A 13,328-nucleotide genomic window follows, 5' to 3' on the forward strand; every position below is an offset into this window, starting at 1 on the left:
GAAGGGTTGGGGATGAGGGGCAACAAGGCAATGCCCGACGCAATCCAGGCAAGAGGAGAGCCCCCGATGCGACGCCTGTTTATCCAGTTCTACCTGCTGCTGATGGGCTGCTTCGCCCTGGCCATCCTGCTCATCGGCCTGGTCTATCAGGTCAGCGCCGAGCGGGCGGGGGATCGCTACCTGGAGCGGATGATGCAAGGCTCACTCGGCCTGCTCACCGGCGAGCTGGCCCGGCTGCCACCGGCGCGCTGGCCCGCCCGCACGGCGGAGCAGAGCCGCCAGCTCAACCTGCCGCTGCAGGTTGGTCCCCTCGCCAGCCAGCCCCTCGCCCGCGAGGATCGGGCCTTCCTCGCGGCGGGCAACATCGTCATCGTCGAGGAGGACGACACCTTCCTGCAGCGCATCCCGGGCACGGACCGGGTGCTGATCGTCGGCCCCGTCCCCTACCTCTCCTACCTGCACGAGCTGCGCTGGGTGGACGTGGGGCTGCTGCTGCTCATCGGTCTCTCGCTGGGCCTGCCCATCCTGCTCTGGCTGCGCCCCCACTGGCGCGGCCTGCAGCGGCTGGAGCAGACCGCCCGCCGGGTCGGCGACGGGGATCTCTCCTGCCGCACCGACCTGCCTGCGGGCAGCAGCCTGGGCCGGGTCGGTCGCACCTTCGATCAGATGGCCGAGCAGTTGCAGGCCATGCTGGCCAGCCGCAAGCAGCTGACCGACGCCATCGCCCACGAGCTGCGCACTCCCCTGGTACGGCTGAGATACCGGCTCGCCATGCTGGAGCGGGCCCCCTCGGCAGAGGAGCAGCAGGGGCTGGAGCGGGACCTCGGCGCGCTGGACGCCCTGATCGAGGAGATGCTCACCTACGCCAGGCTCGATCGCCCCGAGCTGCCGCTCCAGTACAGCGAACTGGAGCTGGGCCACTGGGCCGGCAGCCGCCTCGCCGACTGGCAGGCGCTGCGCCCCGAGATCCGGCTCGAACTCGAGTCCCCCGCCGCTCCCCTGCCCTGGCGCGGCGACACCCGCTTGCTGGATCGGGCGCTGGAGAACCTCATCGGCAACGCCCTGCGTCACGCCACCCGCCAGGTGACCCTGCGCATGGCGCGGCAGGGGGGCGACTATCTGCTGGAGGTGGCCGACGACGGGCCCGGCATAGCTCCCGCACTGGCGGGCCAGATCTTCGAGCCCTTCGTGCGGCTGGATCAGAGCCGGGACAGGCGCACCGGCGGCGCCGGCCTGGGGCTGGCCATAGTGCGCAGCATTGCCCGCCACCACGGCGGCGAGGTGCAGCTGCTGCCCAGCCCCAGCGGCGCCCGTTTCTGCCTGACCCTGCCCGTACATTTGGATACACACCGTCACCACTCCCTCACTGAAGCAAACCGGGGGCAGACTTAGGATGAACTCATGGAGAAACGCTCCATGCCATCAACCCGAACGAGGAACTGGAATATGAACAAGCTGATCCCCCTGAGCCTGGCCGCCGTCTTCGCCCTGACCTCCGGCTTCACCATGGCGGCCACCCCGACCAAGGCCGCCGCCCCCCAGGCGACCCAGACCAAGGTCGTGAAGAAGCACCACAAGGCCGCCAAGGCGCCGACCGCCCAGGTGGCTCCCAAGACCAAGTAATCCAGCCACAAGCTTCCCGCAATGAAGAGGGGCCCCATCACGGGGCCCCTCTTGTCGCTTGTCCTGCCCTCATCGGCTCAGGTTCACTCCAGCATATAGTCCGCCGGCAGTTCGATGCGGGCCACCCCGGAGGCAACCGCCGCCAGTGCCACGGCACGGGCGACCCGCGGCAGCAGGCGGGCGTCCATGGGCTTGGGAATGACGTACTCCTTGCCGAAGGCGAGTTCACTCACGCCAGCGGCGGTCAGCACCTCGGCGGGCACCGGCTCCCTGGCCAGGGCGCGGATCGCCTCCACTGCCGCAATCTTCATGGCATCGTTGATGCGGCTGGCACGGGCGTCGAGGGCACCGCGGAAGATGAAGGGGAAGCAGAGCACGTTGTTGATCTGGTTCGGGTAGTCGGAACGGCCCGTCCCCATGATGAGATCCCCGCGCACTGCGTGAGCCAGGGCAGGCTTGATCTCGGGGTCCGGGTTGGAGCAGGCGAAGATCACCGGGTTGGGGGCCATCAGGGCCACCGCCTCGGCGGGCAGTACGTCCGGGCCGGAGACGCCGACGAACACGTCAGCCCCGTCGATGACATCCATCAGGGTACGCAGGGGCGTGTCGTTGGCGAAACGCTGCTTGTACTGGTTGAGATCGGTGCGGTCGCTGTGGATCACCCCCTGGCGGTCCAGCATGAAGATATTCTCGGGCGCAGCCCCGCACTTGATCAGCAGGTCCATGCAGGCGGTGGCGGCGGCGCCGGCGCCCATGCAGACGATGCGGCTGCTGCCGATCACCTTGCCCTGCACTTCCAGGGCGTTGAGCAGGCCGGCGGCGGTGACGATGGCGGTACCGTGCTGGTCATCATGGAACACCGGGATGTCGCAGCGGGCGATCAGCGCCTCTTCAATCTCGAAGCACTCGGGGGCCTTGATGTCTTCCAGGTTGATGCCGCCGAAGGTGTCGGCGATGGCGGCCACAGTGTCGATGAACTGGGCGCTGGTCTCGTGCTTCACCTCGATGTCGATGGCGTCGATGCCGGCAAAGCGCTTGAACAGCAGGGCCTTGCCCTCCATCACCGGCTTGGAGGCCAGCGGCCCCAGGTTGCCCAGCCCCAGGATGGCGGTGCCGTTGGAGATGACGGCCACCAGGTTGCCCTTGCCGGTGTAACGGTAGGCATCGGCCGGGTTGGCGGCGATCTCGCGCACCGGCTCGGCGACACCCGGGCTGTAGGCCAGCGCCAGATCCCGCGCGGTCTCGGCGGGCTTGGTGAGGGCGATGGCGATTTTGCCCGGCACGGGCTGGGCATGGTAGTCGAGTGCCTGTTGGCGGAGATCGTGCTGCTGATCGGACATGGGGGACCCCGATACGGAAGTGAATGAGTGGTGCATTGGCTCGCCGATGGGCGAGGGCTGGGGATCATAAAGAAAACCCGCTCCCTTTCACAGCAGAAAGTATTGTCCAGATCTACTGATGAGGCGTTTGTCAGCAGGTAACACCAAATATTAATACCCATTTAGTTATAGATATGGTTTCAATCCATCACGGGTATGCCGGCCCTCTGCTCCGCCTGGCGGGCGATGGCCTCCGTCATCCCCTGGAAGATGAAGAGGTGGAAGGGCAGCATGGCGAGCCAGTAGGCCAGTCCCCAGGCCCCCTGCGGGTGCCAGTGGGCCGTCACCCTGAGCCGGGTCAGGCCGGACTCCAGCGGCTGGATGTTGAACTCCAGCCGCCCGACGCCGGGGGCCTTCATGTTGAACAGCAGATCCAGCCTGCGCCCCTCGTCCACCCCGAGGATCTGCCAGGAGTCCAGCATGTCCCCCTTCACGAAGCGATCCGGGTTGGTGCGCCCCCGGGTCAGGGCCGGGCCGCCGATCAGGTGATCCATCCACTCCCGTACCACCCACAGCTCGTTCATGTAGAAGTAGCGCTGCTCGCCCCCCAGCTGCTGCAGCACCTGCCACACCACCTCGGGGGAGGCGAGGCTGTCTGCCTCGCCGCTGGCGGTGCGATCGTAGAAACCATATTCGGGGTGGCGCCAGCGCAGGCCGAGCGGCGTCTCCTCTCCCTGCTGCTCAGCGCCGAGCCTCTGCTCCAGGGCCAGGCTCTCGGTCAGCGCCTCGTCGAAGCTGAGCAGGGTTTGCGGCAGCAGGGCGCGCAGCGGGCCGTCGTCCGCCGGGATGTCGTGCTTGAGGCCGCCCACCAGCGCCTTGGCCACCGGCTGGGGCACCGAGGTGGCGAACTGCAGCCACCAGGCGGAGAGCCGCGGGCTCAGGAAGGGGAGCGGGATGATGGGGCAACGCTTGCCGATATGGGCGGCGAACTTCTGGAGCTGCTGCTGGTAGCTGAGCAGCTCGGGGCCGGCGGCGTTGAAGATCTGGCCATCCACCCCTTCCGCTTCCACCAGCCCGACCAGATAGTGCAGCAGGTTGGAGAGGGCGATGGGGGGCGTGCGGGATCGCACCCATTTGGGCGTCACCATCATGGGCAGGTTGAACACCAGATCCCGCATCACCTCGAACGCCGCCGATCCGGGACCTATGATGATGCCGGCCCGCAGCTCCACCGTGGGCACGCCGGCCTCCCGAAACAGCTCGCCGCAGTAACGGCGGGAGTTGAGGTGGCGGCTGTTGCAGGGGTCGGGCTGGATGGCACCGAGATAGACGATGCGCCGCACCCCGGCCGCGCGGGCGGCGGCGGCGAAGTTCTTCACCCCCTGCTGCTCCAGCCGGTGAAAACCGGCTCCCGCCCCCATGGCGTGCACCAGATAGAAGACGGTGTCGACCCCCGCCAGCGCGGGCAACAGGGTGATGGGCTTGAGGCTGTCGGCGAGGCGAAACGCCACCCCCTCCGGCAGGCGGCAAGGGTGGCGAGCCCCGGCGATGACCCTGTACCCCAGACCCTGCAGATGGGGCACCAGGTAGGATCCTATGTACCCGGCCGCCCCCATCACCAGACATGTGCGCATCGGCTCTTCTCCCTTGGTTGAGCCAACACCATAGGGCAAAGCGGGGAATTACAGAATGCCGCGCAATAAAAAAGGCACCCGATGGGCGCCTTTTTCAGAATTCTTCAGAAGCAAGATTACTTCTTGGAGGTCAAGCCACCGAAACGCTTGTTGAACTTGTCTACGCGGCCGCCGCTAGAAACTTCTTTCTGCTTGCCGGTGTAGAAGGGGTGGCACTCGGAGCACACGTCCAGGTTCAGATCTTTACCGATGGTAGAGAAAGTGTTGATGACGTTACCGCAAGAGCACTTGCAGGTGATGGCTACGTAGTCAGGATGGATACCAGCTTTCATGGACAACCTCAATTATCAGGCCGTGTCGCCATCCGATCTCTTGTCGGACACCACACGATTGTTGAACACAGTTTCAAAGGCTGCGAATAATATAGGAAACGCCTGAGATCAGGCAAGTGGCTTCGCAGAAAAAATAGGCAATCCCTGGTGAATTCTTCCCAAACCCTTGATCTGGTTCGTGTGGCAGTGCCGGTGCCCTTGCGCCGTCATTTCGACTATCTCTCCCCCCTGCCCTTGCCTGCCCCCGGCTGCCGGGTCGAGATCCCGTTCGGCCCCCAGACCCTGGTCGGCCTGGTGGTCGATCATCCGGCCGAGAGTCAGGTGCCGCGCAACAAGCTCAAGCCCATCAAGCGCGTACTCGACAGCGCCCCCGCGCTGGGGCCCGACATCCTGGCGCTGATGGCCTGGAGCGCCTGCTACTACCAGCACCCCCTGGGGGAGGTGCTGCCCCACGCCCTGCCGGTGCTGGTGCGCAAGGGGGAGCCCGCCGCCTATCGGGAGCTGGAGTTCTGGTTCGCCACCGAGGCCGGCATGGCCATCGACCTCAACGAGCTCAAGCGGGCCGCCAAGCAGCAGCAGGCCCTCGCCCTGCTGCGCAAGGGACCGCAGACGCCATCCGCCCTCAAGCAGGAGGAGATCCAGGGCGCCGCCCTCACCGCGCTGGAGAAGAAAGGCTTGCTGGAGAAGCGTTCGCTGGAGCCGAGCCATGACGGCGACTGGGCCGCCCGTTTCGAGCCGGGGGAGGGTCTGCGCCTCAACGGCGAGCAGGCGCTGGCGGTGGCCGCCGTCACCAGCCAGAGCGACAGGTTCGGCGCCTTCCTGCTGGACGGCATCACAGGCTCCGGCAAGACCGAGGTTTACCTGAGCATCCTCGAGCCCCTGCTCAAGGCGGGCAAGCAGGCCCTGGTGATGGTGCCCGAGATAGGCCTCACTCCGCAGACCATCAACCGCTTCCGGCGCCGCTTCAAGGTGCCCGTGGTGGCCATGAACTCCGCCATGAACGACAGGGAGCGGCTCGACGCCTGGCTGGCCTGTCGCGACGGTGGCGCCGCCATCCTGATCGGCACCCGCTCCGCGGTGTTCACGCCGTTCAAGGATCTCGGCATCATCATCATCGACGAGGAGCACGACGGCTCCTTCAAGCAGCAGGACGGTTTTCGCTACCACGCGCGGGATCTCGCCGTGATGCGGGCCCATCGCGCCGGCATCCCTATCCTGCTCGGCTCGGCCACCCCGTCGCTGGAGACGCTGCACAACGCCCGCACCGGCAAGTATCACCACCTCAGCCTGACCCGGCGTGCCGGCAACGCCCAGACCGCCCGCCAGGTGATCCTCGACATCAAGAACGTGCGGCTGCAGGCCGGGCTTTCCCCCCAGTTGGAGCAGCTGATGGCGGAACACCTGGCGGCCGGCAACCAGGTGATGCTGTTTCTCAACCGCCGTGGTTATGCGCCGGCCCTCATCTGCCATCAGTGCGGCTGGAGCGCCGCCTGCGAACGCTGCGACGCCTGGTACACCTGGCACCAGGCCGGGCGGCGGCTGCACTGCCATCACTGCGACAGCGTGCGCCCCCTGCCCCACCACTGCCCCGAATGCGGCAGCAGCGAACTCATCGGCTCCGGGGTGGGCACAGAGCAGCTGGAGCAGCTGCTCACCACTATCTTCCCGCAATACCCCGTGGTGCGCATCGATCGGGACAACACTCGCCGCAAGGGGGAGCTGGAAGTCCATCTCGGCGACATCAAGGCGGGCAAGTACAAGATCCTGATCGGCACCCAGATGCTGGCCAAGGGCCACCACTTCCCGGATGTGACCCTGGTGGGTCTGCTGGATGTGGATGGCGCCCTGTTCAGCGCCGATTTTCGGGCAGCCGAGAAGCTGGCCCAGCTCTACACCCAGGTGGCGGGCCGGGCAGGCCGGGCCAGCAAACCCGGGCTGGTGGTGCTGCAGAGCCACCACCCGGAGCATGCCCTGCTGCAGGATCTGACCCAGAACGGCTATGGCCATTTCGCCGACACGGCGCTGCAAGAGCGCCGCCTGCTGGGGCTGCCGCCGTTCAGCCATCAGGGACTGTTTCGGGCCGAGGCCAATGGCCGGGACGAGGTGCAGCTGTTCCTCGCTCGCCTCGCCGATACCCTGCGCAGCGCCCGCTATCCCCAGGTGCAGGTGCTGGGGCCCATCAGCGGCTTCATGGAGCGCAAGGCGGGGAAGTTTCGCATGCAGTTGCTGGTGCAGGGACCGAGCCGTGCACCGCTGGCCCAGCTGCTGGACTGGGCGGTGAAGGAGCTGGAGGCCTGGCCCGAGACCAAGAAGGTGCGCTGGAGCCTGGATATAGACCCCACGGAGTTGAATTGAGGGTCGCTGCGCTGATCCGATTACGCTTCGCTAATCGAACCTACGTCCCTGCTCCCTTCTCCCCTCGCGGGAGAAGGGTTGGGGATGAGGGGGGAGCCAGAACGCAACGAGGGGGCCTTGGCCCCCTCGTTATTTTTACCCCATGACGGCACCGGCCTATTCGGCGACCTGGGACACCCCGGTCAGCCGCACCTCGACCCGGCGATCCGGGGCCAGGCAGGCGATCATCTGCGCCTTGGCGCCATCCGGGCAACTGCCCCCCGTCACCGGGGAAGACTCGCCCCGCCCCTCGGCGCGTACCTTGTCGGCAAACAGCCCCTTGGCGATGAGATAATCCGCCACGGTACGGGCCCGCTGCTCGGAGAGGGACTGGTTGTAGGCCTCCGAGCCGATGCGATCGGTGTGGCCGATCACGGTCGCCACCCCGTCCTTGGGATTGGCGGCCAGGATCTGGGCAAACAGGTTGTCCAGGGCCTGGCTGGCTTCGGGCTTCAGGGTCGCCTTGTTGAACTCGAACAGCACGTCGGAATCCAGGTTGAACTGCTTCTCCACCAGCACGGGAGCCGGGGCGGGCGCAGGCTCGGGCGCGGGGGTCGGCGCCACCGGCTCGTCGCCTATCTGGCCGAAACGATAGAGCATGCCGACCGACAGCAGGCCGTTGTCCATCTCTATGCCGGACTCATCCAGCGAGGTCTTGCCGAGCGGCGTGGTGTACTGGTATTCGAGGCGGGCGGCCCAGTCCTTGTCGATGGCGTATTCCACCCCCAAGGCCCCCACGAAGGCGGCACCGTGGTACTTGCCCCCACCCGACTCGGTGAGATTGGTGGTGCCGTCGTTGGCCCAGGCATCTATGGTGCTCTCCGTCCAGGCGTAGGCGCCCCCCAGCCGACCATAGATGTCCAGCGCCGTGGTCGCCGGGAAGCCGATCTTCATGGTGGCCTGGATCATCTGGGCCTTGGCTTCCCCATTCAGACCCGCATCGACACCGTTGCCCGAGAAGCGCTGATCCACCTGGTACTTGCCGAGCCAGTCGTAACCCAGCTCGATCGCCACGTTCCGGTTGACCTGATAACCGGCGAAGAGCCCCAGGCCCAGGTCGCTGTGATCCTTGTCCGGATCATAGGTATCGAGCAGATCCTTGACCTGATCGTCGTAATCCACCCCGTAAAAACTGGACCAGCCGGCCTTGCCACCGGCGTACCAGGTGTTGTCCTGGGCGGCAGCCTGCACCGTCCCCGTTGCCATCAGAGCGCCGATCAGGACGGCGAGCATAGATCTGTTCATGGATGAGCCCCTGCAATGAATTGTTATGACGCGACTGCGCCTCTCTTCCCTGACGGGGCCCCGAATCCAAGCCCCGTCTTCAGATTATCCCATCTGCAACCAGCCTCAAACGACCAGGGCCTCAGGAGTGTGATATTGGCGACATTATCGACCACCGTGCCCCCAATCATGGGGGGTTGGAACGTCGCCCATAAAAAAACGAAGAGCCGGGCTCTTCGTTTCTCATCTCGTAGCGCGGATCGTCAAGCCGCCGTCACTGACTGCCCTGGCTCGCCAGGAACAACCGGTAGGCGGGATCGTCGCTCACCTCCTTCCAGCCGTAGCCAATCTCGTGCAGGTAGTCGTGGAAGGCGGCCACGTCCTCGTCCGGCAGCTCGAAGGCACAGAGCACCCGGCCATAGTCGGCACCGTGGTTGCGGTAGTGGAACAGGCTGATGTTCCAGCGGCAGCCCAGGGTCTCGAGGAAGCGCATCAGGGCCCCCGGCTGCTCCGGGAACTTGAAGCTGTAGAGCCGCTCACCGAGCGGCCGGGCAGGCCGGCCACCAATCATGTATCGCACGTGGTTCTTGGCCAGCTCGCTCTCGGTCATGTTGACCACCGGATAGCCGTTACCGCCGAGCTGATCGATGATCTGGCCGAGCTCCTCGTCACCGCCGGTGAGGCGCACCGAGACGAACAGCGACGCCTGCTCGGCATCGGCGTAGCGGTAGTTGAACTCGGTCACCATGCGGGGCCCGAGCTGACGGCAGAAGTCGAGGAAGGCCCCCTTGCGCTCGGGGATGGTCACCGCCAGCATGCCCTCGCGCTTCTCGCCTATCTCGCAGCGCTCCGACACGTAGCGCAGGCTGTGGAAGTTGACGTTGGCGCCCGACAGAATGGCCGCCATCCGCCCGCCCTTCACCTGCTCCCGCTCGCTATAGGCCTTGAGGCCGGCCAGGGACAGGGCCCCCGACGGCTCGGCGATGGCGCGGCAGTCGTCGAAGATGTCTTTCAGCGCGGCGCAGATCTGGTCGTTGGAGACGGTCACCACCTCGTCCAGATACTGGTTGCACAGGCGGAAGGTCTCCTCGCCGATGCGCTTGACCGCCACCCCATCCGCAAACAGGGAGACCCGCTCCAGGTTGACCGGCTCGCCGGCCGCCAGCGCGGCCTTGAGGCAGGCGGAGCCCTCCGCCTCCACCCCGATCACCTTGACGTCCGGCAGCAACTGCTTGATGTAGACCGCCACCCCGGCGGCCAGACCGCCGCCCCCCACCGGCACGAAGACATGGGTGAGGTGGGTATCCTGCTCCAGCAGCTCCTTGCCGATGGTGCCCTGACCCGCGATCACCTCGACGTCGTCAAACGGCGGGATCAGGGTATAGCCCTCGCTCTCGGCGAGGCGGCGGCTCTCGCCATAGGCCTCGTCGAAGCTGTTGCCAAACAGCAGCACGTTGCCGCCCTGACGGCGCACCGCGTCGATCTTGATGTCCGGCGTGGTCTTGGGCATCACTATGATCGCCTTGATACCGAGCTTGGCCGCCGACAGGGCGACCCCCTGGGCGTGGTTGCCCGCCGAGGCCGCCACCACGCCGCGCGCCTTCTGCTCCTGGGTCAGGGTGGCGATCTTGTGGTAGGCGCCGCGCAGCTTGAAGGAGTGAACCGGTTGCAGGTCCTCCCGCTTCAGGCTGACGTGATTGCCGAGCCGCTCGGAGAGCTTTTTCAGGGTTTGCAGGGGGGTGACCCGCGCCGCCTCGTAGACGGGGGAGAGCAGCACCTTGCGCAGATAATCCGCCGCAGAGACCATGGTTTATTCCTCCGTCTCGTGGCGAAGGGCTCGCAATGCGCCCACATCATGACTGGTCATCATCTTCACTCCCCCAGCAGGGTACGATCGCGCACCGCACCCTTGTCGGCACTGGTGGCGAACATGGCGTAGGCACGCAGGGCGAACGAGACCTCGCGCTGGCGATCCAGCGGCTTCCAGCCACGCGCCTCGACGGCCACGCGACGGGCGGCCAGCACGCTGTCGGCCACCTCCAGCACCATGCTGCGGGCCGGGATGTCGATGTTGATGATGTCGCCATCCTCCACCAGGCCTATGGTGCCGCCGGAGGCCGCCTCCGGCGAGACGTGGCCGATGGAGAGACCCGAGGTACCGCCGGAGAAGCGGCCGTCGGTGATCAGGGCGCACGCCTTGCCCAATCCCATCGACTTGAGATAGGTGGTGGGGTAGAGCATCTCCTGCATGCCCGGGCCCCCTTTCGGCCCTTCGTAGCGGATCACCACCACCTCACCGGCTTTCACCGTGCCGTCCAGGATGCCGCTCACCGCGCTCTCCTGGCTCTCGAACACCCGGGCCGGGCCACGGAAGCGGAGGTTCTCCTCATCCACCCCGGCGGTCTTGACGATGGCGCCGTTCAGCGCCAGGTTGCCGGCGAGCACGGCGAGGCCCCCCTCCTGGCTGTAGGCGTTGTCGAAGGAGCGGATGCAGCCTTCCGCTCTGTCCAGATCCAGCTCGGGCCAGCGGCAATCCTGGCTGAACGCCTTGGTGGTGCGGATCCCGGCCGGGCCGGCGCGGTAGAAGTCGTGCACCGCCTTGTCATCGCAGCGGCTCACGTCGTACGCCTCAAGCAGCTCGCTGAGCGAGGTGCCGAGCACATTGCGGGCATCCCCGTGCACCAGGCCCGCCTTCTCCAGCTGGCCCAGGATGGCGACCACGCCGCCGGCGCGGTGCACGTCCTCCATGTGGTATTTCTGGGTGGAGGGCGCCACCTTGCACAGCTGGGGCACCTTGCGGGACATGCGGTCGATGTCGGCCATGGTGAAGTCGACACCCGCCTCCTGGGCCGCCGCCAGCAGGTGCAGCACGGTGTTGGTGGACCCCCCCATGGCGATATCCAGCGCCATGGCGTTCTCGAACGCCGCCTTGGTGGCGATATTGCGCGGCAACGCCGAGGCATCGTCCTGCTCATACCAGCGCTTGGCCAGGGTGACGATGCGCTGGCCCGCCAGCTTGAACAGCTGCTCGCGATCCGCGTGGGTCGCCAGCAGGGAGCCGTTGCCCGGCTGGGAGAGACCGAGCGCCTCGGTCAGGCAGTTCATGGAGTTGGCAGTGAACATGCCGGAGCAGGAGCCGCAAGTGGGGCAGGCGCTGCGCTCGATCTGATCGCTCTGGGCATCGGAGACCTTGGGGTCGGCGCCCTGGATCATGGCGTCCACCAGATCCAGCTTGATGATCTGGTCGGAGAGCTTGGTCTTGCCCGCCTCCATGGGGCCGCCGGAGACGAAGATCACCGGGATGTTGATGCGCAGGGCCGCCATCAGCATCCCCGGGGTGATCTTGTCGCAGTTGGAGATGCAGACCATGGCGTCGGCGCAGTGGGCGTTGACCATGTACTCCACCGAGTCGGCGATGAGTTCGCGGGACGGCAGGGAATAGAGCATGCCACCGTGGCCCATGGCGATGCCGTCATCCACGGCGATGGTGTTGAACTCCTTGGCGACGCCGCCGGCCGCCTCGATCTCCCGGGCGACCAGCTGGCCGAGATCCTTGAGATGGACGTGGCCGGGCACGAACTGGGTGAAGGAATTGACCACGGCGATAATGGGCTTGCCGAAATCCTGATCGGTCATGCCGGTGGCACGCCAGAGGGCGCGGGCCCCGGCCATGTTACGTCCGTGGGTGGTGGTGGCGGATCTCAACTTCGGCATTGTCTCTACTCCCTGAATGCCCCTGGGGCGCATTGTCTTTCAACATGAATGTGTGATTCGCGGATCGGGAATCGATCCTGGTGAAGGCACCTCGGGGAGCCTTCACCGGAAGCGACTCGGGGAGGCGTGACGCCTCCCCGCTCTCATCAGTCGTTGACGGGGGTCAGCCAACCCCACTTGTCTTCGGTCTTGCCGTTGAACAGGCCGAAGAAGGCGTTCTGCAGCTGTTCGGTCACCGGGCCACGGCAACCAGCGCCCACCTGCATCCGATCCACCGAGCGCACCGGGGTCACCTCGGCGGCCGTGCCGGTCATGAAGATCTCGTCCGCGACGTAGAGCGCCTCGCGGGGCAGCGCCTGCTCGCGCACCTCATAACCCAGATCGCGGGCCAGCGTCATGATGGTGTCGCGGGTGATGCCGGGCAGGATGGCGGCGGTGGCAGGCGGGGTGAACAGCACGCCGTTCTTCACCAGGAACAGGTTCTCCCCCGCCCCTTCGCTCAGGTAGCCGTTCACGTCCAGCGCCAGCCCCTCGGCGAAGCCGTTGCGCTTGGCCTCGCGGCTGATGAGCTGGGAAGAGAGGTAGTTGCCGCCCGCCTTGGCGCCAGTGGGGATAGTGTTGGGGGCGAGCCGGTTCCAGGAGGTGACGCACACATCCACCCCGTTTTTCAGCCCCTCTTCACCGAGATAGGCGCCCCAGGGCAGGGCCGCGACCATGAGGTCTGCCTTGGCATCCAGCGGTGGATGCAGCCCCAGCCCCACGTTGCCGACAAAGGCCAGCGGGCGCAGATAGCCGCTCTTGAGGCCGTTCTCGCGCACCACGGTGCGGCAGGCTTCATTCACTTCGGCCTCGCTGTAGGGGACGTCCATCCAGTAGATCCTGGCGGAGTCGAACAGGCGACGGGTGTGCTCCTGTAGGCGGAAGATGCAGGTGCCCCTGGGGGTGTCGTAGGCGCGCACCCCCTCGAACACGGAGGAGCCGTAGTGCAGGGCGTGGCTCATCACGTGCACCTGGGCATCCTGCCAGGGCACCAGCTTGCCGTTGAACCAGATGTATTGAGGGTGGGAAGGCTGTGACATTGGCTTGGC

General features: G+C 66.2%; 10 protein-coding genes. 3 read left to right on the forward strand and 7 right to left on the reverse strand.

The features are described from left to right. Positions 1–66 precede the first annotated feature (66 nt). Both rstB and BN1132_RS19685 read left to right on the forward strand, forming a co-directional pair. Positions 67–1,392: a two-component system sensor histidine kinase RstB gene (rstB, locus tag BN1132_RS13375; RefSeq protein WP_042078181.1), complete on the forward strand. Its 1,326-nt coding sequence runs from the start codon at positions 67–69 to the stop codon at positions 1,390–1,392. A 54-nt stretch (positions 1,393–1,446) separates the two neighbouring features. After that, positions 1,447–1,623, forward strand: a complete 177-nt coding sequence (locus BN1132_RS19685; RefSeq protein WP_167335715.1) for a hypothetical protein — start codon at positions 1,447–1,449, stop codon at positions 1,621–1,623. Positions 1,624–1,706: 83 nt separating this feature from the next. On the opposite strand, the gene BN1132_RS13380 is transcribed toward BN1132_RS19685, so the two are convergent. The 3 genes from BN1132_RS13380 to rpmE all read right to left on the reverse strand — a co-directional run bounded on the left by BN1132_RS13380 (position 1,707) and on the right by rpmE (position 4,908). Continuing rightward, a complete protein-coding gene (locus BN1132_RS13380; RefSeq protein WP_042078182.1) occupies positions 1,707–2,963 on the reverse strand; it encodes a malic enzyme-like NAD(P)-binding protein in 1,257 nt (418 codons plus the stop codon). A gap of 179 nt (positions 2,964–3,142) precedes the next feature. Next, complete coding sequence (locus BN1132_RS13385; RefSeq protein ID WP_042078183.1) at positions 3,143–4,576, reverse strand: DUF2867 domain-containing protein; 1,434 nt, start codon at positions 4,574–4,576, stop codon at positions 3,143–3,145. A 116-nt stretch (positions 4,577–4,692) separates the two neighbouring features. Then, on the reverse strand, positions 4,693–4,908 hold the full coding sequence (rpmE, locus tag BN1132_RS13390) for a 50S ribosomal protein L31 (RefSeq protein WP_042078184.1): 216 nt from the start codon (positions 4,906–4,908) through the stop codon (positions 4,693–4,695). Between the two features lie 147 nt (positions 4,909–5,055). On the opposite strand from rpmE, the gene priA reads away from it, so the two are divergent. Continuing rightward, complete coding sequence (priA, locus tag BN1132_RS13395; RefSeq protein ID WP_042078185.1) at positions 5,056–7,263, forward strand: primosomal protein N'; 2,208 nt, start codon at positions 5,056–5,058, stop codon at positions 7,261–7,263. Between the two features lie 156 nt (positions 7,264–7,419). Here priA and ompA read toward each other — a convergent pair whose 3' ends face one another. The 4 genes from ompA to BN1132_RS13415 all read right to left on the reverse strand — a co-directional run bounded on the left by ompA (position 7,420) and on the right by BN1132_RS13415 (position 13,319). Continuing rightward, a complete protein-coding gene (gene ompA / locus BN1132_RS13400) occupies positions 7,420–8,547 on the reverse strand; it encodes a porin OmpA (protein WP_042078186.1) in 1,128 nt (375 codons plus the stop codon). A gap of 253 nt (positions 8,548–8,800) precedes the next feature. Further along, positions 8,801–10,333: a threonine ammonia-lyase, biosynthetic gene (gene ilvA, locus BN1132_RS13405; protein WP_042078187.1), complete on the reverse strand. Its 1,533-nt coding sequence runs from the start codon at positions 10,331–10,333 to the stop codon at positions 8,801–8,803. 65 nt (positions 10,334–10,398) lie between these two features. Next, entirely contained in the window at positions 10,399–12,240 is a 1,842-nt protein-coding gene (gene ilvD, locus BN1132_RS13410; RefSeq protein ID WP_042078188.1) for a dihydroxy-acid dehydratase, read from the reverse strand. Between the two features lie 146 nt (positions 12,241–12,386). Then, positions 12,387–13,319 carry a branched-chain amino acid transaminase gene (locus BN1132_RS13415; protein ID WP_042078190.1) on the reverse strand — a complete coding sequence of 311 codons (933 nt, stop codon included), beginning with the start codon at positions 13,317–13,319 and terminating at the stop codon, positions 12,387–12,389. Between the last annotated feature and the right edge of the window lie 9 nt (positions 13,320–13,328).

It is taken from the genome of Aeromonas sanarellii (assembly GCF_000820085.1).
Classification (GTDB): Bacteria; Pseudomonadota; Gammaproteobacteria; order Enterobacterales; family Aeromonadaceae; genus Aeromonas; species Aeromonas sanarellii.

Coding starts and splice junctions, on each gene's coding strand:
- BN1132_RS19685 (WP_167335715.1), top strand. CDS start 1,447: ATGAACAAGCTGATCCCCCTGAGCCTGGCCGCCGTCTTCGCCCTGACC.
- rpmE (WP_042078184.1), bottom strand. CDS start 4,908: ATGAAAGCTGGTATCCATCCTGACTACGTAGCCATCACCTGCAAGTGC.
- BN1132_RS13385 (WP_042078183.1), bottom strand. CDS start 4,576: ATGCGCACATGTCTGGTGATGGGGGCGGCCGGGTACATAGGATCCTAC.
- rstB (WP_042078181.1), top strand. CDS start 67: ATGCGACGCCTGTTTATCCAGTTCTACCTGCTGCTGATGGGCTGCTTC.
- ilvA (WP_042078187.1), bottom strand. CDS start 10,333: ATGGTCTCTGCGGCGGATTATCTGCGCAAGGTGCTGCTCTCCCCCGTC.
- ilvD (WP_042078188.1), bottom strand. CDS start 12,240: ATGCCGAAGTTGAGATCCGCCACCACCACCCACGGACGTAACATGGCC.
- BN1132_RS13380 (WP_042078182.1), bottom strand. CDS start 2,963: ATGTCCGATCAGCAGCACGATCTCCGCCAACAGGCACTCGACTACCAT.
- BN1132_RS13415 (WP_042078190.1), bottom strand. CDS start 13,319: ATGTCACAGCCTTCCCACCCTCAATACATCTGGTTCAACGGCAAGCTG.
- ompA (WP_042078186.1), bottom strand. CDS start 8,547: ATGAACAGATCTATGCTCGCCGTCCTGATCGGCGCTCTGATGGCAACG.